The sequence below is a fragment of the Flavisphingomonas formosensis genome (assembly GCF_009755815.1).
In the GTDB taxonomy this organism is placed as follows: Bacteria; Pseudomonadota; Alphaproteobacteria; order Sphingomonadales; family Sphingomonadaceae; genus Flavisphingomonas; species Flavisphingomonas formosensis.
On the sequence record NZ_WRPK01000001.1, the window covers coordinates 1021653 to 1039017 of the forward strand.

23 protein-coding genes are annotated in these 17365 nt (G+C 65.8%); 6 read left to right on the forward strand and 17 right to left on the reverse strand.

From position 1 onward, the window contains the following. Positions 1-72: 72 nt before the first annotated feature. The 6 genes from GQY20_RS05020 to GQY20_RS05045 form a co-directional block, all read right to left on the reverse strand. Entirely contained in the window at positions 73-492 is a 420-nt protein-coding gene (locus GQY20_RS05020; protein ID WP_157215897.1) for a Bbp16 family capsid cement protein, read from the reverse strand. 67 nt (positions 493-559) lie between these two features. Next, entirely contained in the window at positions 560-1588 is a 1029-nt protein-coding gene (locus GQY20_RS05025; RefSeq protein WP_157215898.1) for a major capsid protein, read from the reverse strand. A gap of 92 nt (positions 1589-1680) precedes the next feature. After that, entirely contained in the window at positions 1681-2349 is a 669-nt protein-coding gene (locus GQY20_RS05030) for a hypothetical protein (protein WP_198350833.1), read from the reverse strand. Next, positions 2261-2626: a Bbp19 family protein gene (locus tag GQY20_RS05035; RefSeq protein ID WP_198350834.1), complete on the reverse strand. Its 366-nt coding sequence runs from the start codon at positions 2624-2626 to the stop codon at positions 2261-2263. Before GQY20_RS05035 ends, GQY20_RS05030 begins: the two co-directional genes overlap by 89 nt. Positions 2627-2825: 199 nt before the next feature. Further along, positions 2826-4526, reverse strand: a complete 1701-nt coding sequence (locus GQY20_RS05040) for a portal protein (RefSeq protein WP_232475885.1) — start codon at positions 4524-4526, stop codon at positions 2826-2828. Further along, positions 4519-4722: a hypothetical protein gene (locus GQY20_RS05045; protein ID WP_157216168.1), complete on the reverse strand. Its 204-nt coding sequence runs from the start codon at positions 4720-4722 to the stop codon at positions 4519-4521. Before GQY20_RS05045 ends, GQY20_RS05040 begins: the two co-directional genes overlap by 8 nt. 148 nt (positions 4723-4870) lie before the next feature. On the opposite strand from GQY20_RS05045, the gene GQY20_RS05050 reads away from it, so the two are divergent. Next, a complete protein-coding gene (locus tag GQY20_RS05050) occupies positions 4871-5878 on the forward strand; it encodes a L,D-transpeptidase (RefSeq protein ID WP_157215901.1) in 1008 nt (335 codons plus the stop codon). A gap of 227 nt (positions 5879-6105) precedes the next feature. Then, the gene (locus GQY20_RS05055) at positions 6106-6885 is read left to right on the forward strand and encodes a Crp/Fnr family transcriptional regulator (RefSeq protein WP_157215902.1); all 780 of its coding nucleotides are present in this window, start codon (positions 6106-6108) and stop codon (positions 6883-6885) included. A 24-nt stretch (positions 6886-6909) separates the two neighbouring features. Here GQY20_RS05055 and GQY20_RS05060 read toward each other — a convergent pair whose 3' ends face one another. After that, the gene (locus tag GQY20_RS05060) at positions 6910-7416 is read right to left on the reverse strand and encodes a hypothetical protein (RefSeq protein WP_157215903.1); all 507 of its coding nucleotides are present in this window, start codon (positions 7414-7416) and stop codon (positions 6910-6912) included. A 272-nt stretch (positions 7417-7688) separates the two neighbouring features. Here GQY20_RS05060 and GQY20_RS05065 point away from each other — a divergent pair, with 272 nt between their 5' ends. Continuing rightward, complete coding sequence (locus GQY20_RS05065) at positions 7689-8453, forward strand: MliC family protein (protein ID WP_157215904.1); 765 nt, start codon at positions 7689-7691, stop codon at positions 8451-8453. A gap of 76 nt (positions 8454-8529) precedes the next feature. Here GQY20_RS05065 and GQY20_RS05070 read toward each other — a convergent pair whose 3' ends face one another. Next, positions 8530-9027: a lipocalin-like domain-containing protein gene (locus tag GQY20_RS05070; RefSeq protein ID WP_157215905.1), complete on the reverse strand. Its 498-nt coding sequence runs from the start codon at positions 9025-9027 to the stop codon at positions 8530-8532. 184 nt (positions 9028-9211) lie between these two features. Between GQY20_RS05070 and GQY20_RS05075 the strand changes: the two genes are divergently transcribed. Then, positions 9212-9706 (forward strand): YybH family protein, encoded by a 495-nt coding sequence (locus tag GQY20_RS05075; protein WP_157215906.1) that lies wholly within the window; start codon positions 9212-9214, stop codon positions 9704-9706. 31 nt (positions 9707-9737) lie between these two features. Here GQY20_RS05075 and GQY20_RS05080 read toward each other — a convergent pair whose 3' ends face one another. The 7 genes from GQY20_RS05080 to GQY20_RS05110 all read right to left on the reverse strand — a co-directional run bounded on the left by GQY20_RS05080 (position 9738) and on the right by GQY20_RS05110 (position 15104). Then, positions 9738-11216, reverse strand: a complete 1479-nt coding sequence (locus tag GQY20_RS05080) for a hypothetical protein (protein ID WP_157215907.1) — start codon at positions 11214-11216, stop codon at positions 9738-9740. A gap of 431 nt (positions 11217-11647) precedes the next feature. Beyond that, positions 11648-12067: an arsenate reductase (glutaredoxin) gene (gene arsC, locus GQY20_RS05085; RefSeq protein WP_157215908.1), complete on the reverse strand. Its 420-nt coding sequence runs from the start codon at positions 12065-12067 to the stop codon at positions 11648-11650. Further along, complete coding sequence (locus GQY20_RS05090) at positions 12064-12771, reverse strand: aquaporin (RefSeq protein WP_232475886.1); 708 nt, start codon at positions 12769-12771, stop codon at positions 12064-12066. Before GQY20_RS05090 ends, arsC begins: the two co-directional genes overlap by 4 nt. Next, a complete protein-coding gene (locus GQY20_RS05095; RefSeq protein WP_157215910.1) occupies positions 12762-13124 on the reverse strand; it encodes an ArsR/SmtB family transcription factor in 363 nt (120 codons plus the stop codon). Before GQY20_RS05095 ends, GQY20_RS05090 begins: the two co-directional genes overlap by 10 nt. Then, positions 13124-13582 carry an ArsI/CadI family heavy metal resistance metalloenzyme gene (locus tag GQY20_RS05100; protein ID WP_157215911.1) on the reverse strand — a complete coding sequence of 153 codons (459 nt, stop codon included), beginning with the start codon at positions 13580-13582 and terminating at the stop codon, positions 13124-13126. Before GQY20_RS05100 ends, GQY20_RS05095 begins: the two co-directional genes overlap by 1 nt. A gap of 178 nt (positions 13583-13760) precedes the next feature. Next, complete coding sequence (locus GQY20_RS05105) at positions 13761-14747, reverse strand: TerC family protein (protein WP_157216169.1); 987 nt, start codon at positions 14745-14747, stop codon at positions 13761-13763. Between the two features lie 183 nt (positions 14748-14930). Further along, a complete protein-coding gene (locus tag GQY20_RS05110) occupies positions 14931-15104 on the reverse strand; it encodes a DUF465 domain-containing protein (RefSeq protein WP_157216170.1) in 174 nt (57 codons plus the stop codon). A gap of 293 nt (positions 15105-15397) precedes the next feature. Between GQY20_RS05110 and GQY20_RS05115 the strand changes: the two genes are divergently transcribed. Together GQY20_RS05115 and GQY20_RS05120 are read left to right on the forward strand one after the other, a co-directional pair. Beyond that, on the forward strand, positions 15398-15646 hold the full coding sequence (locus tag GQY20_RS05115) for an AbrB/MazE/SpoVT family DNA-binding domain-containing protein (protein WP_157215912.1): 249 nt from the start codon (positions 15398-15400) through the stop codon (positions 15644-15646). After that, on the forward strand, positions 15639-16028 hold the full coding sequence (locus tag GQY20_RS05120) for a type II toxin-antitoxin system VapC family toxin (RefSeq protein WP_157215913.1): 390 nt from the start codon (positions 15639-15641) through the stop codon (positions 16026-16028). The genes GQY20_RS05115 and GQY20_RS05120 overlap by 8 nt, the downstream gene beginning before the upstream one ends. Positions 16029-16031: 3 nt before the next feature. Here GQY20_RS05120 and GQY20_RS05125 read toward each other — a convergent pair whose 3' ends face one another. Both GQY20_RS05125 and GQY20_RS05130 read right to left on the reverse strand, forming a co-directional pair. Further along, positions 16032-16703: a pentapeptide repeat-containing protein gene (locus tag GQY20_RS05125; RefSeq protein ID WP_157215914.1), complete on the reverse strand. Its 672-nt coding sequence runs from the start codon at positions 16701-16703 to the stop codon at positions 16032-16034. Positions 16704-16834: 131 nt separating this feature from the next. Continuing rightward, a complete protein-coding gene (locus tag GQY20_RS05130) occupies positions 16835-17233 on the reverse strand; it encodes a hypothetical protein (protein ID WP_157215915.1) in 399 nt (132 codons plus the stop codon). Positions 17234-17365: the final 132 nt, after the last annotated feature.

A 17365-nucleotide genomic window follows, 5' to 3' on the forward strand; every position in this document is an offset into this window, starting at 1 on the left:
TTCCCGCCGCCGATGGAAAGAACCGGAGCGGCCCGCATGACGCGAACCGCTCCGGCAGGCGGGGAGAGCCGGTCAGAGGCCGGTATTCGCCTGAAACTGCGTGCTGCTGTCGGCGTCGATCACGATATGCGCGCTCACCGCGCCCGCGCTGTGAGTACCCGAATTCACATATTGCACGCCGATGTAGCGCTTGCTCGTCTTGGGCAGTACGCGGTCCATGATCTTCGCGCCCGCGGTCAGGCTGGCTTCCAGCGTGGTTTCGCCGAGGCTGATCTGGCTGGGAGAGGAAAGATCCGCATTATCGGATTCGATGATGTTGGGGGTCACGCTGGTGCCGCCGCCGAAGGCGGTATCCACCGTCACGATCACGCGCAGCGGATGGCCGCGGCCAATGTCGCGCGCCTTGCCGAGATCGTAGCTGTTGGTCGAGGCCACCGTGCCGCTGGTCAGCGCCTGCACGTTGGAAAGTCGGGTCTGTGCGTCGGTAATCATGGAAGAACTCCTTGGAATTGGGCGAGGTTTGCCGTCCTCCCCGGCGGGGCCGGGGAGGATGGGAGGATCAGACCACTCGCGCTTCGCTGACGTTGAGCGCGTCGACCCGGCGGATCGGGATGCCGTCGAACGCCATCACCTTGCGCCCGCCAATCTCCTCCCAGGAGAGGAAGCCGTTCTTCTTGTTGACGAGCTGCCGGCGCAGCATCGTGTTCACCACGCGCGGCGCGTAGAAGGCCGCCTTGGTGCCGCCCATCTCCAGGCTCTGCACGCGCTCGGACAGCTGGATGAACACGTCCTGCAGGTCGGCACCGGTGGAGATGTCCTTGGTCAGCGCCGCGCGGCTGATGTTGCAGGCGCGCGCCGCGAAGCGCCAGTCCTTCACGCTGAGCCCGCAATTCCACTCATAATGGTCGCGATAGCCCATATAGGGATTGCCGTTCGCATCGTAGAGCACGGTGCCGGTGGGGAAGCCGTCGCTCGCCGTCGTCACGTCGCTCACATCCTCGTGGAACAGCCCGGCCTTGCTGCCCTTCGGATAGATGCCGCGGATCGAGTTCTCGCCCCACACCACAAGCCAGATCGAGCAATTGTCGCTGCCCGTGCCGCCGCAGTCGAGCAACTGGTCCTTGGTCGTGCCGGTCAGCGACGCATAGCGCGGTGCAAGTCCGGTGAACGCTTTCGGCGTGGTCGCGGCATTGCCGTAGAAGAGATAGCTCGACATTGTCTGGTTCATCGATTCGAAGAAGGCGAGCTGCTCGTTCAGCCGATATCGCGCGACATTGCCCGAAAGGATTGCCTCCTTGCGGTCGACCTCGCTGAAACCTTCCAGCATCGCCGCACCTTCGTCGAACTGGCTGACCGTCGACTTGCTGCGCGGCACGCCTTCGTTGAGCGCGCGGAAGGACACGCCCGGCAGGCCGGTACGCACCGTGGTGCGATCGCCGGTCGGCAGATTGCCTTCCTTCCACACGATATCGTCGAGCACCGCATTGGTCTGGTTGAGCAGTTCCGCCACCCGGGCGATCTTGCCATCGGGATCGAGCTGCCGCGCGACGTCCACCAGCGTCGCGACTGTGTTGCCCTGTGCCGCCATCGTCTATTCTCCTCGTGAAACAAGCGATTGCGAGTTGGGCGCGCAGGCCCGACGGCTCGAAAATCGCGACAAAAGTTGAAGCCTGCCGTCGGTCAGGCGGTTCGGGTCATTCCGGGATAGAAAAGCTCCTCGTCGGTCTTGCGCCCCGCGCTCGGCGTGCCCGGCCGCTCGAAACCGTCCTCGGAGACGGCACGGCCGACGCGGGCGAAGGCGCGGATCATTTCGGGGTGGTTGCCGAGCCCGCTTTCGTCGAGCAGCGCGCGGAATGCCGAACCCTTGGGAAAGCCGAGCATGTCGAGCGCGCGGGCGGCGCGGGCCGTGCTCGCGTCCCAATTGCCGCCGCCGATCTCGCGATCGCCACGCGCGGCCTCGAACCATTCGCGCCGTTGCGCAGCCACCTGTTCCATCAGCTGCTGCTGGCCGCGCTCCTGCAGGCTCTTCGCCCATTCGGCGGCAACGGGCATCAGGCTTTGCGCCTGCTCGTTGCTGAGGTTCAGCGCCTGGAAGGCCGGCGTCGCCATCGCCACCGCGGCATCGTCCAGGCTCAGCCCCTCCGGCGCCTCGAGACGATAGCTGTCGGGTGCGCGGGGTGGACCGCCGAGCACCGTGTCGGCGTCGAAAGCGGAGCCGGCTTCGCCGCCCTGTCCGCCCTCGCGCGTGCCGGCGCCCGCGTCAGCCGGCGAAACGCTCGCCGTCGTCTCCTGCGGGGTCGCGCCGCCGGCTGCGTCCAGCCCCTCCATCCCATTCGTCTCGTCGATCATCGGTCGTCTTCTCCGTCGTGAATTGCAGTTCCTCGCCGAGCAGGCTCGCCCAGGTCGAAAGCGCCTCGGGGTGGGGGAAGGGCTGGCCGGCCTCGGCCATGCGCAGCAGGTCCAGCGCCAGGCTGCGCCGCCCTTCGCGATAGGCGAGATCGCGCCCATCGGTGCCGTAGGCCGGGTGCAGCAGCCCTGCCGCCCGCACCGCGCGCCACAGGAAGCGGCGAAAGGCCGGGAGCGCGAGCAGCTGCGCCATCTCCTTGGCTTCGAGGCTAGCGCTCATCGGGCGGGCCTCCCACCCTCATCCTCCCCATCGAAGATGGGGAGGGGGACCACCCGTAGGGTGGTGGAGGGGAATTGCGGGACCGAAGAAAGGAGCGCTTCCTTTGCTCTTGTCCGGTATTTCCCCTCCACCATGCTTCGCACGGTCCCCCTCCCCAGCGGAGCTGGGGAGGATGAGGGCAGCAAGCCGCTCCGGCCCCTCATCCCTGACCGCCTTGCGCGTCGCCGCCGGCCATCCCGCCCATTCCGGCCATGATCTTGCCGAGCATCGATTCCCCGCCGCCGCCGTCGGTCTCGGACAGCGTCTTGAGTGCATCCGCGCCGCCCTTCATCGCCGGCACCGCTGCCATCGCCTGCTGCATCGCCTGGGCCTGCTGGCGCCCCGCGCGCAGCTGCGCCACGCTCGCCGCATCGCGCAGCAGCCGGGGCGGCGTGCCCGCGCGGTCGGCATATTCGCGCAGCACCGCGTCGGCATCGATCAGGTCCATGATCTCGGGATGGCTCCCCGCCAGGCTGCCGGCGAAGCCCAGCGTGCGCTCGATCTGGCCAAGGCCCACCATCCGCTGCATCTGGGCGAGGATCGAGACGAACTCGATCTTCAGCTCCTGCCCGGCAAGCTCCTTGGGCGGCGGCGGCAGGAAGCCGCCACGCAGCAGGATCGCGAAGGTGCGATCGATCGCGACCTGCAGCTTCTCATTCTCCACCCGCTCGATCACCGGGCCGAGCTGGGTCAGCTTCTCCTCGTTGCGGCTGGCGATCTCCTCCATGTTGCGCGGCTGCACGCCGGGCATGTTGGTGATCGCCATGAACAGGTCGGCATAGGTGGCGACGTCGATCGCCTGCTGGCAGCGGGTGATGTCCTCGCCAATCACGCCGATCGTCTGGTAGGGCACCTGATAGGGTATCTTGATCCCTTCGGCATCGATGCCCGCCGCGGCGACGACGCTGCCCGGCACGCGGCGCAGCTGGATCTGCGGCGGCACGATGATCTCGGGCTTGATGTGCATGTCCACGGCTTCGGACTTGCGCCGCGCCTGCATCTGCAGCTCGCGCATGTCGGCCAGCGCGTCGAAGCCGGGCGAGGTGCCGTAGACCTCGCCGCCCAGCGTCTCCCAGCGCGGCGCCCAGAAGGGCTGCTCGTCATAGCCCGCGACGCGCAGCAGCCGGCGCCGGTCGCTCTCGCCCTCGTCCCACCAGACCGATCGGAACCGCTTGCCCTTGAGGTCGCGCCGCCCGCCGTCCCGGTCCATGTTGGGCTCGATCGCGTGGAAGACGCTGACGATGTCGTCATAGCTGGAGCGGTCGTAGCGATCGCGCACCGATGGGCTCACCGCTTCCAGCCCGAACGCCTGCACGCATTGCAGCGTGGACATCGGAACGCAGCGATAGAGGGTGTCGGCGGTCAGCGCGTCCGATTGCGCGATCCAATATTCGCCGGCGCTGAGGCTGTGGCAGACCGCGCCCGCCAGGGCATGCTCGATCATCACCGTCGCTTCGGTGCCGAACAGGCCGATCTCCTGATAGCCGGCCTGGGCCGCGGTGTAGAAGTTGGTGCGCCCGAGGAAGCGGTAGATCGTCTCCTCGACGGTGCCGAGCCACGCCGCCACCGGGCCGCGGCTGGCAAGGTCGGCATCGGGTAGGGTGATGCGGAACCAGGGGCGCGAGCGGGAGGAGAGGCCCGAGGTCATGCCGCTGGCCAGCGTGCGGAAGGATCGCCGCGCATGCCCGTCGAACAGCGCGCGGTTCGATCGGCGGCGGTGGCCGCGGCTGCCCAGGAAGCGGGAGCGGGCTGGCGCGGCGAGCTGCGCGATCTCCTCCCAGTCCGATTCATAGGGCTGGCGCGAGGCTTTGAGGCCGGCGAGCCGTTTCTCGCATTGCTCGCGGATCAGATCCTCAGCCAAGGGTGGTCGCGCCCCCGGCGCCGGCCGTGGTGGCGGGATTGCCGAGCGTGCCGATCGGGCTCGTCCCGATCGCGGCCGCATAGGCCAGGCGGCGCCGGCGCTGGTCGGCGCTGCGCTGGGTCAGATCGCCGCCGTCCGGCAGCTTCACAGCCTGCCGTTCCGGCATGGTAGGGATATCGGGCGTGCCCGTGCACATCGGCTCGTCTCCGTCGAAGATCACGAGCTGACGCTAGGATTGCTCCGGGGATTGCCGCGAATCGCCGAAGCAGGAACTGCGCCGAGAACTGGCGTGCGCGCCGCGCCTGTGCCAGCGTCGCCGCGAGACGGACGGGGAGGGAAGGCCGATGACGAAGACCGCGACGCTATGGACGGCCGCGCTCGCGGCGCAGGCGCTGGTCGCGGCGTCCGCATTCGGCCAGGGCGCGACGGTTAGCTCCTTGCCGGAGCTCGCCCGCAAGACCGATGCGCTGAAGCCCGGCGAATGGATCTGGGCGCCGGGCATCGCGCCGTCCGGCCCGGTGCTCGTCTATGTCGATCTCTCGCGCCAGCGGGCGACCGTCTATCGCAACGGCGTGCGCATCGGCGTCAGCACCGTTTCCAGTGGCAAGCAGGGCTATGAGACACCCACCGGTGTCTTCACCATCCTGCAGAAGGATGCCGATCACCGATCGAGCAAATATAACAGCGCGCCCATGCCCTTCACCCAGCGGCTGACATGGGACGGCGTCGCGCTCCACGCCGGTGGCCTGCCCGGCTATCCCGAAAGCCATGGCTGCGTGCACCTGCCGATGGCGTTCGCCAAGGCGCTGTTCGGGATTACCTCGCTGGGCGCGACCGTCGTTGTGGAGGGCAACGCCGTCAACCACGTTACGACGACCGACGCCAGCCTGCTCGTCCCGCCCACGCTCGGCGGCGCCGATGCGACGGCACAGCAGAGCCTCGACCGCGCGGAATATCGCTGGCAGCCAGAAAAGGCACCGACGGGGCCACTCACCATCATCATCTCCAAATCCGATCAGGCGATCGTCGTGCTGCGCAATGGCGTCGAGATCGGGCGCAGCGTGGCGCGGATCAACGACGACGATCCGGGCAGCCATGTCATCAACCTGGCGCTCGGCAAGGACGGCAAGCCGCACTGGATCTATGTCGGCCTGCCCGGCCATGACGGAGATGTAGGACGCGAGCTGGACGAGGCCGCGATCAACCGCGTGCTGATGCCGCGTGCCTTCTACGATGCGGTGAAGGCGGAGCTGCGTCCGGGAACCACGATCCTCGTCACCATGTCCAGCGTGGGCGAGGGCAATATGGGAGAGCAGCTGACCATTCTCGACGCCGTCAATCCGCGTCCCTGAACGGCGTTTGGGCATGCGTCTTCGGCGCATGCTCTGCTCCGACGCGGTCTCTCTACCTCTTTGGAAACGGACCTCGGATGGATTAACCCATCCGCATGGTCATCGCTGCATTAGGGAGCGGGTGAGGTTCATCCTTAGAAACGGATTGATCCAGATCGATTAATAGTCTCTTCAAGGCTGTTAAGGATCGTCCGGAAGAAGAAAGGAATAAACCGAGGGGGCAGCATATGAACAAGGCTTCGGAGCCGCCGGCCGGTGCGGATGGCTTGCTGCCGATCCGCATAACGGAACTGGCGGACCTCAGCACGACGGAGATGGCAGCGCTCCGTGGCCTGGCGGATCGGTTCGCGACGCACGCCCGACACGCGATCATCCGCCAGGAAGGCGAGATGCCGCCGGGCCTCTTCTTTCTGCTCGAAGGCTGGGCGGTGAGCAGCGTCACCCTGGCCGACGGCAGCCGACAACTGCTCAAGCTGCATGTGCCCGGCGATCTCATGGGCGCGCCCAGCCTGCCGCTGTCGCGCGCTGCGGAAACGCTGATCGCGCTGACGGACGTGAGTGTCGCCCAGGTTTCGCTGGAGGCGCTGGGGGAGATCTTCGTGCAGCATCCTCGCCTCGGCGCCTTGTTCTTCCTGAGCGCGCAGGAGGAACGGGTGCTGCTGATGGATCGGCTCACCGGCATGGGGCGGCTCGATGCGCGGCACCGTATCGCCTGGCTGTTCGTCCATCTGCACGAACGGCTGCGGCTCGTGGCGAGCGGAATGGGGGCCGCCTTCGATCTGCCGCTGACGCAGGAACAGCTCGGCGATCTGCTCGGGCTGACCGCGGTGCACGTCAATCGCACGCTGCGCAGCCTCGATGCGGAGGGATATCTGAAGCGCGAACGCGGGCATATTGAGATATTGCGCTATGACGATCTGAAGCGGCTGGCCGCCCTGCCGCCGCGCACCGTGCGACGCAATCTCTCCTGGCTTCCTCCGTCCAGGCCGTCGCGCCCGGGCCGCTGAGTATCCCGCGCCCGAGCCGATCCGTCAGCCCGGCCCTCGCACGAATGCGTCCGGTATCTCGTAGCGTTCGGGCCCGATCGTCACCACCGTGATGTCCGGTTCCTTGCGAACGCCGCGGACGAGATAGTCGCTGGATCCGTCAGCCCGGTTCACGTCCGCACCGAGGACGATCCCGCTGGCATCGAAAAACACTGTGCGGGTGCGGGAATCCGGCCAGATCACGGTGACGTCCGCGCCGCCGCCGGGCTTGCGCACCACGCCGGCCGGGCAGTTGCGCACCGGCCGGCCGTCGGCGCCTGCGCAGGGCAGCCATGTGATCGCGCTGAAGCGGCGTCCCGGAATCGCGGTGCCGTTTCCGACTGCCTCGCCGTCCCCGTCCTGCGCAGCCAGATCGTCGGCGGCATTGGCGGGCGGATCCAGACGGATGGAAAGCTTCGGCAGATCCGCGCCCGGCCCGCTGGATGCATCGCCGCTTCCGCATCCGCCCAGCATGGCGAGCAGGATCAGCGTCGCAATCGCTCCGTCGCGCACTGCCGCCCCCTTGGCCGAATCGCACGGGAACGGGGGTCGCACGCCGCTTCGCGGCTGACAACGGCTCGCATGAGCGGTGCGCGCCTCTTTGGGGGCAGTGCCTGTGGCGTGCCCCGCCCCTGATCGTTCATCCGAGGTTGTCAACGCTTTCCTAAAGGGGCGGCTATCGCGCTGCGGTGCGAAGCCGATCCTCCGCCGGCGGTGGGGAGACGGCCGGCGGAACCCCGCTGCCCTGTCTCCCGTTCGCTGGCTATCAAGCACGGGAGTGGATTATGCGAAGGGGAATGGTGCTGGCGGGGCTGGTGCTCGGGCTTGCCGGCTGCTCGGATCGGCAGGTGGGCAAGGATGCCGCACAGCCGGCCGAATCCGCCCTGTCGAACGATGTCGCCGCCGCTTCCAACGCCTTGCTCGCTTCGGCGCCCGTGGATTCCGCCTGCGCCAGCCAGATCGGCGTCGCGGCGACGGTCTGCGCCGATCCTGCGCTGGCGCGCATGGACAAGGAGGTCGCGCGCCTGTTCGGCCTCGTCCGTTCCGGCCCGTCGGTGACGCCGGACATGGTGCCGGCGCTCGATCAGGCCCAGCGTAACTGGACGCTCGAGCGCGATCGCTGCGGCACCGGAGATGTCGCGAAAAACTGTCTGGTGGCGAGCTATGTCGGCCGCATCGACGATCTGCGCAGCAATTATGCCGATGCCCGCGCCGCCCCCGATCCGGCCGCGGCTGACGACGGCACGGGCGAAGCGGACGGTACGCCGCCGCGTCCGGCGTCCAGCGGACCTTTCACGGTCAAGTGCAAGGGCATGACCGAGCCGATCCACGCCGTCTTCGTGAATGTGGATCCCGATCTGGTGCGGCTGCGCTGGGATCAGGATGCGCTGATCATGACGCAGGAGCCCGCTGCTTCCGGTGTGCGCTACACGGGCAAGGGCAGCGCCGGCGACTATGTCTTCTGGACGAAGGGCAGCTCTGCACAGTTTACCCGGCCGCGCGAGAAGGCCGTGTCGTGCACGATGGAACCCGAAACGCCCGCGTCCTGATCGGCGGCTTTTGGGGCGGTTTGCGATCTGAAGCCCGTCCCCTTCAGAGGGGGGGCGCGAACGATCGGAAACCGTCCTAGCGCACGCGCTGCAGCACGCGTTCCGCCGTCACCGTGCCGCCATTCACCTCGTAGCTGGAGGACATGATCAGCCGGTCCCCTTCCACGCGGAAGCCGCGCGTCTGATCGGTGTTGAGATAGGTGGGCACGTTGCCGCCCTCGACATGCATGGTCCAGCGTCCCCGCGCCGGATCCACCGTGTAATGGCCGTAATACGAGCAATACCAGGCGGGCTGGCAGGCATCCAGCCCGGTGCTGACCGTCGGGCCGGTCGGGTTCGGCGGATTGCGCATGATGTTGATCGAGGCGATGCCCTCCGGCCCGAACTGGAAGATGCCGGACGGGTTCTGGCCGAACGGATAGACCGGCGATCCGCCTGCGGGCGTGTCGGAATAGGCCACCAGTCGCCAGGTGCCGACCAGCGGCGATCCCGCATCGCTTCCTTGCGGCGCTGCGCCGGCGCTCCCGGCGGCGGCGATCAGGCCGATGGCGAGAAAGGGAGCGGCGATCTTCATGGCGATGTCCTTTCGCAGGGGCTGCCCCATCCTGCCCGCCCATCGCGCCCGCCGCAATCCCGGCTGACCTCTCGGGAGAAAGAGGAGAGCGAGCGCACGGTGCGTATCTCGTCCCTTCGCCATTTACGCCGCCAAAATACATCTATAGATAGTACAATTGAACCTGAGGGGGAGCACTGGCTTCATGACGATGAAGGATCTGCACGGCGAGATCACCGATTTCCTCGACGCCTATTTCGATGCCTGGAACGTCTATGATGCGGATCGCATGCGGGCGTTGTGGGACACGGACGAGGACCAGGCCATCTATCTGGCCGAGGAGTGCGAACCGCATATCGGCTGGGACGCGATCAACGGCTATTGGGGCGTCGATCGCACGCGGGCGGAACGGCTGCTCACCTGGCGGGATCTCACCGCGATCCAGGCCGGCGCGGACGTCGCCATCGCCTTCTTCCATTGCAACTGGAGCACCTATCTGCCCGGCAACCGCCTCTATCCCAAGCCGTTCGGCGGCCCGGTGCGGATCAGCATGGTGCTGCGCCGCAAGCCCGGCGGCTGGAAGGCGATCCACTATATCGAGGCGCCGCTCGCTTCGCTGATCCAGATCCGCAAGGCGCATGAGGACGCCGTCGATCCGGCCCTCCACGCGCGTCTGGCTGCGAAGGGCGTCATTTATTGAATGCAGGGGGATGGTGTTGGCGCGCTGCTTGTTAACGGATCCAGAAATTGAGCCGTTCCATCTCGCTTGAGACCATCGCCTTGCCCTCTTCGATCGAGATTTGAGACGGTCGGAGGAGATAGTCTACTGCCTTGCCGATCGGGCCGACAATGCGATCCGTCATCTCCTTGAGCGCGGGTGACGTGAGGTCGGATGCTCCTCCCATGTGGGGCTTCAGCTTTATTGAAGCGAAGCTTGCAGCAGTTCGCAGGCCGAACTTGATCTTTTCGGCCCAGCGCTCGCTGGTCGGCATATGCGCGCGGATCTCGATGCGTTCCTGGTCGGCTCCATCAAGGTACCGTTCGACGTAGATGCCCTTCTCATGGTTGCGCAGAAAATCGATATGGCGGTTTTTCGCGTCCTCAAGCGCAATCTCCCGCCGTTCGCCGTTCAAGGCCTTGGCGGCTGCGATATTAACGTGAAATCGTCTGACCGCGTCCGCCATCGGTTTACTGGTAATCAGGGTAACGATCTCGTCCCAGGCAATGCGGTCGGCTTGCGGCAGCAAAGAACTGTGGCTTGCGTCGCGATAGACGCTGAATGCTCGGTTGGAGAGTGCCCCCATACGGATATCATTGGCTTCCTTGTCGAAGCTGCATTCCTGAGTGAAATAGGAAGATATGCGTGCATCGAAGGCGTTGAAGAGCATGCCGTAAACGCAGAAATCCATCCAATCACGAATAATATCTGCATGTTCTCTAAAGATATCTCTGCGCCTCATCCAGTGAGATCTTCGTGACTTCGGCAGATCGGAGTTCATGAATTCCTCAAGAGAGCTACGAATTGATTGAATCTTTTCGTCATTGGCTCCGCGGCGCATTGCGCGATCCAAGGCCATGCTGATATATCTTGAGAAGATAAGTGAATAATCCTGCGATAACATATTCGTTTCGAGATAAACGAACTCGACAGCCGTATTGACGCGCGGCTCGAAGTAGGATCGCATCATTTGTGTGAACTGGAAGATTCGCGGGTTGGATTTTTCCAGAGCCTTTGCGGCCGCCTCATCATCTCCCAGATATACGGCAGCCATGCCTTTTATCATGTCCGTGGAGCTGCTGCCGGCGTCAGCGCTCTCGCTGATCTGTACCAATTCCCGCGGCGGCAGGCCTTCCTGCTTTTCCTTGAGGACGGAACTGCGATAGGCATCGACGAACGCGCTATATCCCCGAAAGCCGTTCCGCCTCCGGTACTGATCCTCCAGCCCGACTTTGAAGAGTTGCAACGGGACGCCGTTGATTTTCCGATATGTCTCCAGCGGCTGTCTCGCGCCGAGATGTATCTCGCTTATGAGGCTTTGAAATGCGGGAGAATCAGCCAGATCATTTGCAGGAACGATGATATCGTAACCGAACAGGAGCGCGATAAGTGTCTCGCTTCGGGCATGTGCGGTATCCACCGAGCGATCGAGTGGCCGGTCATTTTGGAAGCGCGAACTATCAAGTGTCTGCAGGATCGTCCGAATCGGCATAGAAGATATCCCCCTTCTCTATGCGTGCAGAGCCCGTGCCCACTATGTCTGTGGCAGGTACTGATTCGAAACAGCTTTTTCTTTCGATTTGGCGGATTTCGGTTGTCGGTGTCTTCGGGTTTGCGCCCGTAGCACCACGTCAGCGTTCCGCTTTGCGCGGCGCGAGGTCGATCCGCGCCTTTTCCCTGATCCGGCCGCCGGCCTCGCTGCCGAGCTTCGCTGCGTGCGGTCAGCTCGCCGGCATCGGACAGCTGCCCGCCGCGCCGCGCCAGATATCGTCATCCCGGCTCAGCGAGACGTCCGCTCCGCTGATCCTGACGTTCGCCAGGATGACGGGAAAGAAATCGTCATGTGCATCCCATAGGCCTGTCGAGCATGAGGCTAACCGCTTATGTCGGCGAGCGAAAGTGGCGAAGCGACCTGCGGCCGGCTCATCGCCATGGGGACATGTCCACCACCTCGCCATCCTCCTTCACGAAGGCGTCCGGCACCCGCTCCAGAAGATCGAACACCCTTTCGGACGGACGGCACAGCCGGGCCCCCCTGGGTGTCCGCACGATCGGCCGGTTGACCAGGATCGGGTGCGCCAGCATCGCGTCGAGGATCGCTCCATCGTCCGCCGCCGGATCGGTGAGCCCCAACTCGGCTGCCGGCGTGCCCTTCTCGCGCAGTATGTCGCGCGGCCGGGCGCCCATGGCCGCGAGCAGTTCCTCCAGTAGCGCGCGCGTCCAGCCCGTCTGCAGATAGTCGATCACCGTCGGCCGGTATCCCGCCGCCTCGATCATCGCGAGGGCGTTGCGCGACGTGCCGCAGGCCGGGTTGTGATAGATGGTGACGGGAAAGTCGCTCATGCCGGACGCGCCTCTCTGTAGAGCCAGGTGAATAGGGTCCAGCCGGCCAGGGCACCGGCAATCTGCGCCGCGATGAACGCCGGCGCGCTGGCCGGAGCAATGCCGGAAAATGTCGCGGTGAGGCAGCGTGCCACCGTCACCGCCGGATTGGCGAAGGCGGTCGAGGCGGTGAACCAATAGGCCGCCACGATGTAGAAGCCGACTGCAATGGAGACGAATCCGGGCCGAGCGCGGGACACGCCGAGGATGGTGCCGATCAGCCCGAAGGTCGCGACGAACTCGGAAAGGGCCATCGCCGGCCCATCGCGATGCGTGGCGGAAAATTCGATCGGCGGGCGCGCGAACATCAGATGCGCCGTGATCGTGCCAGCGATTGCGCCGGCAGTCTGCGCCGCCGCATAAGCGATGGCAGCGCGTCCATCGATGTCGCGCCGCAGCCAGGCGACCAGCGTGACCGCCGGATTGAGATGCGCGCCCGATATCGGGCCGAGGCTTTCGATCAGCACCACCAGTCCGGCGCCGGTCGCGATCGCGTTGACGAGCAGCGCGATCGCGACATTGCCGCCCGCCAGCCGCTCACCCATGATCCCCGACCCGACGACTATGGCGAGCAGCAATGCCGTGCCCAGCGCCTCGGCGGCCAGCCTGCGCTCGTACCGAATCCTCTGGAGCGGACCATCAGGCGCGGCCGCGCTCATCCGCATGGTGTTTCGAGCGCGGCGCAGCAGGCCGCGGCTTGCGCGATATCGCTCAGCGGCGCGCAGATTTCCGGGCGGCCCGCGCAGCAATCCGCCATCAGGAAAGCCAGCAGGTCGCGCATGCCGTCATAATCGGCGAGATAGATGATCGAACGTCCTTCGCGCCGGGAGCGGATCAGCCCGGCATGCGTCAGGATGGTGAGATGGGTGGAAAGCGTGCTCGGCACCGCGCCGATCTCCCGCGCGATCTCCCCGGCCGGCACGCCCGCTTCGCCTGCGCGTATGAGCATGCGGAAGGCGCCGAGGCGGCTCGGATGGGCGAGGGCGGAGAGCGCCTCGACTGCCGCGGGAATCTGCATCAGCCGCACGCCCTGCCGGCGGCATCGGTCGGGGCGGCGGCGCAGCAGGCGCTGGTGGACGCGGGTTCGGGGATTTCGGCATCTTCGCCATAGTCGGTGGCCGTGCCATGGGTGAAGAAGCTCTCCCAGCGCATGCCGGCCGGATCCGTTACCCAACTCTTGTCGGACCGGGCATAGCAGCAGGTGGTCGCCTCCTGGTCGAAGGTCGAGGCGCCGGCTTCTTTCAGCCGGCCCGCGATCAGCCCCAGCGCCTCGGCGCTGTCTACTTCGATGCCGACATGATCCACGCCTGCCGCCCGCCCGCGGGTCGAGATCGCGAAGTTCACCCGCGGATCTTCCAGCATCCACTTTGCATAATCGTCCTTCGCGATGCTCGGCGGGGCATCGAACAATGTGGAATAGAAACGGATGGCCGGCTCGATCGCCGGGACGCTGAGGTGGAGGTGCAGGCGCTTCATGATAGCCTCTCTATCGATTCGATATTTCCACTATTATCGAATTATCGAATCGGATCAACCCGCATTGATCCTGCGGCTGGGCCGCCGTGCGATCGTTCGCCGGCTATGTTTTCGATCCGACGGCCGAGACCGGATACCCAGCGTTTCCCGCAGCCCGATCACTGCCGCCGAACCACCCTCAATGCACCGTCGGCACCCTCTCGCCCCGGGTCTTCCAGAGCGAGTAGAGCACGCCCGAACCGATCAGCGCGGCGGTGATCGTCAGGCTGGCGAGAGGCGGGAACTTCGCGCCGCCCAGCAGGAAATCCGAGATGAAGATCTTCGATCCGATGAAGATCAGCACCGCCGCCATCGCATATTTGAGATAGTGGAAGCGGTGCACCATCGCCTCCAGCGCGAAATAGAGCGCGCGAAGGCCGAGGATCGCCATGATGTTCGAGGTGTAGACCACGAAATTGTCGGTGGTGATCGCGAAGATCGCCGGCACGCTGTCGATCGCGAACACGATGTCGGCGATGTTGATCACGACGAGCGCGAGCAGCAGCGGCGTCGCTGCCAGCACCCTCCGGCCGCTCTTCGCATCCGCCACGCGGACGAGGAAGCGGGCCCCGTGCAGCTGCGGCGTCACCCGCATATGCTTGGCGATGAAGCGCAGCACGGGATTCTGCCCGATGTCCGTGGTTTCCTCGCGCGACAGCAGCATGCGGATGCCGGTGACGATCAGGAACGCGGCGAAGAGATACAGCACCCAATGCGCCTCGGCGACCAGCGCGGCGCCGCCGGCGATCATCAGCCCGCGCAGCAGCACGACGGCGAGGATGCCCCACAGGAGCGCTCGATACTGATATTTGCGCGGAATCGCGAAATAGCCGAAGATCAGGCTGATCACGAAGACGTTGTCGATCGACAGCGCCTTCTCGATGAAGAAGCCGGTATAATATTTGAGGCCGAGATCCGCGCCCCGCTCGGCCCAGATCCAGGCGCCGAACAGCAAGGCGACGCCGATGTAGAAGGCGGAGAGCTTCAGGCTCTCCGCGACCCCCATCTCGCGATCCTCCTTGTGGAGGATGCCGAGATCGAAGACGGTGAGCGCGGCGACGATGGCGCCGAATGCCAGCCAGAACCAGGCCGGCGTGCCGAGCCAGTCGGCAGCGAGAAATTCGATCATGACGAAAGCCCCGTCGTGAGGGAAAGAGGGCAGCGCAGCTTCATCCTTCCCCGCAGGCAGTGGCGGGGTTCCGGGCTTGCTGCGCGCGCGTCGTCGGTTGTGAGCGGCGGCGCCGCCACCGCGCTATGTGCGGTCCCCTCCAGTTCCGGGGAGGATGAGGCGCCGCCCGACAGCCGCCGATCAGGCGGGAGCGAGCGTGCCGAAGGCCTGCCGCATCCTGTCCTTGATCCGGATCTTGCGCGTCTTCAGCGCGGCCAGGGTCAGGGGGTCGGGCTTGCGGCGATGCCGTTCCCGGCGCAACGCTTCGTCGATCCGCTGATGCAGTTCCATCAGGCGAAACAGGCGCATGGTCATCATAATCTCCTCTTCAAGACCAAAGGGGTCGATCGGAGATCCGAACCGTGGCGTGAGGGCTGAAACAGCGCCGGGCTCATGGCATCGGATCATCCGATGCGGTCCGACATCACGCGCTTTCGCCAAGGGCTGAGGCGCGCCAGAGGGGCCCGGTCCGCGCCACACAGAATAAGGCCCGGCGCGCGAATATCAAGAGGCAGCTGCCAGGATGCGCAAGCAACCCGCCTCCTTGCCGCAATCACACCGCGTCTGTATGAGCTAGTCCATTCATACAGATCGAGGTTCCTGATACAATGAACGCGCAGCGTGGCAGACTGGTGAGCGGTGGCCGGCTGCAGGTTCCTGCCGATATACGCCGCGCGCTCGGGCTCGAGGATGGCGATCCGGTCATGATGCGGGTCGTCGACGGCGAGCTCCATGTCCGCCCGATCCGCGCGGCGCTGGCCCGCGTTCAGGCGCGGCTCAGGCCTTATGTATCGGATGAGGAAAGGCTTTCCGACGCGCTCATCGCCGATCGGCGACGGAGCGCCGAGGATGAATGAGCGCGGCTATGTGCTGGACGCATCTGCATTGCTTGCGGCCATGCTGGGGGAGCCGGGGGCGGAGGAGGTCGCGCGGCTCTTGCCCGAAGCGCGCATCGGCGCAGTCAATCTGTCGGAGGTGATCGCCAAGCTGCAGGAACGGGGCGTTCCGGACGATGCGATTCGGGAAAGCCTCGCCGATCTCGATCTGGACGTCGTCCCGTTCGATTCGGCTCAGGCGGTGCGTGCCGGTTTCCTGCGCGCGGCGACCCGCAAGGCCGGCCTCTCGCTGGGCGATCGCGCTTGCCTGGCCCTCGCGTTGGAAAACGGCATTCCGGCGGTGACGGCGGATGTGGGCTGGGGCGTTCTCGACGTGGGGGCCGAGTTGGTCCTGATCCGCTGATCCTCAGAGCACGCTGATCCCCAGCTCGCCGAGCAGGTCCGCCGCCTGCGCGCGCGAGACGATCGCCCCGCGGAACAGCACCGCGTCGGCAAGCTTGAGGCCGCCCAGATCCGCGCTGCGCAGGTCCGCCCCCTCGAAGCGCGCGCCGCGCAGATCGGCGCCGCGCAGGCTGCACGCCTCGAACTCGGTCGCGCGAAAATCGCATTTGCGCAGGTCCGCATCGCTGAAATCCACCCGGCGGAGCATCTGCTTGCGGAAGGAGAAGCCGGGCAGCTTGGCGTTGACCAGCAGCGTCTCCTCGAACAGCAGGTCGACTGGCCGCGCCTCCGCCAGGTCGGCGCCGGTCAGCTTGCAGCTGCGAAACGCCGCGGCATAGAGGTTCGCGCGCCGCAGCACCGCATTGTTGAGATCGCAGCCGGCGAAGCGCGCTTCCGACAGATCGGCCCCGACGAAGCCGGCGAAGGGGCCGCGGCAGGACTGCCAGCGCGTACCCTCCAGCTTGCATCCCGACAGATCGGCACGGCGCAGGTTGCAGCGTTCGAACGTCCAGCCGGCGAGATCCGGCTGCGCGAGGCTCGCCCCCTCGAGATCGCAATCGACGAGATGCGCCGGCCCGCTGCGCGCCAGCGCCTCGATCTGCGCCCGTCCCACCGCCTGTTCGCTGATCTCCGTCATGGCGCGCTCCGTAGCGGGGAGGGGCGGCCAAGCCAATGGCGTCGGGATCGGGTCCGGTCCATCTCTGCGAGACGCCATGGGCTCCCGGCGCCGCGCTCTTCCGCGCCTTTCCAAACCGGCTCAGGGCCGGCTCACTGCCTGAGGCCCGTCTGCCGCTCCAGGAACTTCACCTGGTTGCGATAGCGGGCCTGCGCGCGGGATTGATGATCGACTGTGCTGCATCCGATCGAAATCACCTCGCGCCGCTGCTCGCCGAAACGCCGTTCGATCGCCTCGACGGCGGATGATCCGCGCAGGGTGACCAGCCGGTCGCGGATGCGCAGCAGCCGCCGGTCCAGCGCCTGCTTGTCCCGGATGAGGGTGAGCGCGCCGGCTCGTACGCACCGAAACGCCTCATGCCGGTTCCACAGCGCGATCCGATAATCTTCGATGACATTGAAGGTCGGTGCGAGCGCGATCGCGCGTCCGCCGTGCGACAGGCCCACCGCCCCCACCGCGATCGCAACCGCCCATATCCTGCAGGCGATCATATGGCTCTCTCCCTCCCCATGAGAAGCCGTTGCCGAAGCCTCACGCATTGAATTCCTACATTCGGAGTAGCCAGAAGGAGTGTGCCGCGGCCGATTCCCTTATACTTTCGGGAAGCCGAGCAGATTTGGTCG

Coding starts and splice junctions, on each gene's coding strand:
- GQY20_RS05070 (WP_157215905.1), bottom strand. CDS start 9,027: ATGAAGATCGCCGCTCCCTTTCTCGCCATCGGCCTGATCGCCGCCGCC.
- GQY20_RS05050 (WP_157215901.1), top strand. CDS start 4,871: ATGACGAAGACCGCGACGCTATGGACGGCCGCGCTCGCGGCGCAGGCG.
- GQY20_RS05035 (WP_198350834.1), bottom strand. CDS start 2,626: ATGAGCGCTAGCCTCGAAGCCAAGGAGATGGCGCAGCTGCTCGCGCTC.
- GQY20_RS05020 (WP_157215897.1), bottom strand. CDS start 492: ATGATTACCGACGCACAGACCCGACTTTCCAACGTGCAGGCGCTGACC.
- GQY20_RS05075 (WP_157215906.1), top strand. CDS start 9,212: ATGACGATGAAGGATCTGCACGGCGAGATCACCGATTTCCTCGACGCC.
- GQY20_RS05120 (WP_157215913.1), top strand. CDS start 15,639: ATGAATGAGCGCGGCTATGTGCTGGACGCATCTGCATTGCTTGCGGCC.
- GQY20_RS05090 (WP_232475886.1), bottom strand. CDS start 12,771: ATGCGGATGAGCGCGGCCGCGCCTGATGGTCCGCTCCAGAGGATTCGG.
- GQY20_RS05025 (WP_157215898.1), bottom strand. CDS start 1,588: ATGGCGGCACAGGGCAACACAGTCGCGACGCTGGTGGACGTCGCGCGG.
- GQY20_RS05080 (WP_157215907.1), bottom strand. CDS start 11,216: ATGCCGATTCGGACGATCCTGCAGACACTTGATAGTTCGCGCTTCCAA.
- GQY20_RS05045 (WP_157216168.1), bottom strand. CDS start 4,722: ATGTGCACGGGCACGCCCGATATCCCTACCATGCCGGAACGGCAGGCT.
- GQY20_RS05110 (WP_157216170.1), bottom strand. CDS start 15,104: ATGACCATGCGCCTGTTTCGCCTGATGGAACTGCATCAGCGGATCGAC.
- GQY20_RS05100 (WP_157215911.1), bottom strand. CDS start 13,582: ATGAAGCGCCTGCACCTCCACCTCAGCGTCCCGGCGATCGAGCCGGCC.
- GQY20_RS05130 (WP_157215915.1), bottom strand. CDS start 17,233: ATGATCGCCTGCAGGATATGGGCGGTTGCGATCGCGGTGGGGGCGGTG.
- GQY20_RS05125 (WP_157215914.1), bottom strand. CDS start 16,703: ATGACGGAGATCAGCGAACAGGCGGTGGGACGGGCGCAGATCGAGGCG.
- GQY20_RS05030 (WP_198350833.1), bottom strand. CDS start 2,349: ATGATCGACGAGACGAATGGGATGGAGGGGCTGGACGCAGCCGGCGGC.
- GQY20_RS05055 (WP_157215902.1), top strand. CDS start 6,106: ATGAACAAGGCTTCGGAGCCGCCGGCCGGTGCGGATGGCTTGCTGCCG.
- GQY20_RS05095 (WP_157215910.1), bottom strand. CDS start 13,124: ATGCAGATTCCCGCGGCAGTCGAGGCGCTCTCCGCCCTCGCCCATCCG.
- GQY20_RS05115 (WP_157215912.1), top strand. CDS start 15,398: ATGAACGCGCAGCGTGGCAGACTGGTGAGCGGTGGCCGGCTGCAGGTT.
- GQY20_RS05065 (WP_157215904.1), top strand. CDS start 7,689: ATGCGAAGGGGAATGGTGCTGGCGGGGCTGGTGCTCGGGCTTGCCGGC.
- arsC (WP_157215908.1), bottom strand. CDS start 12,067: ATGAGCGACTTTCCCGTCACCATCTATCACAACCCGGCCTGCGGCACG.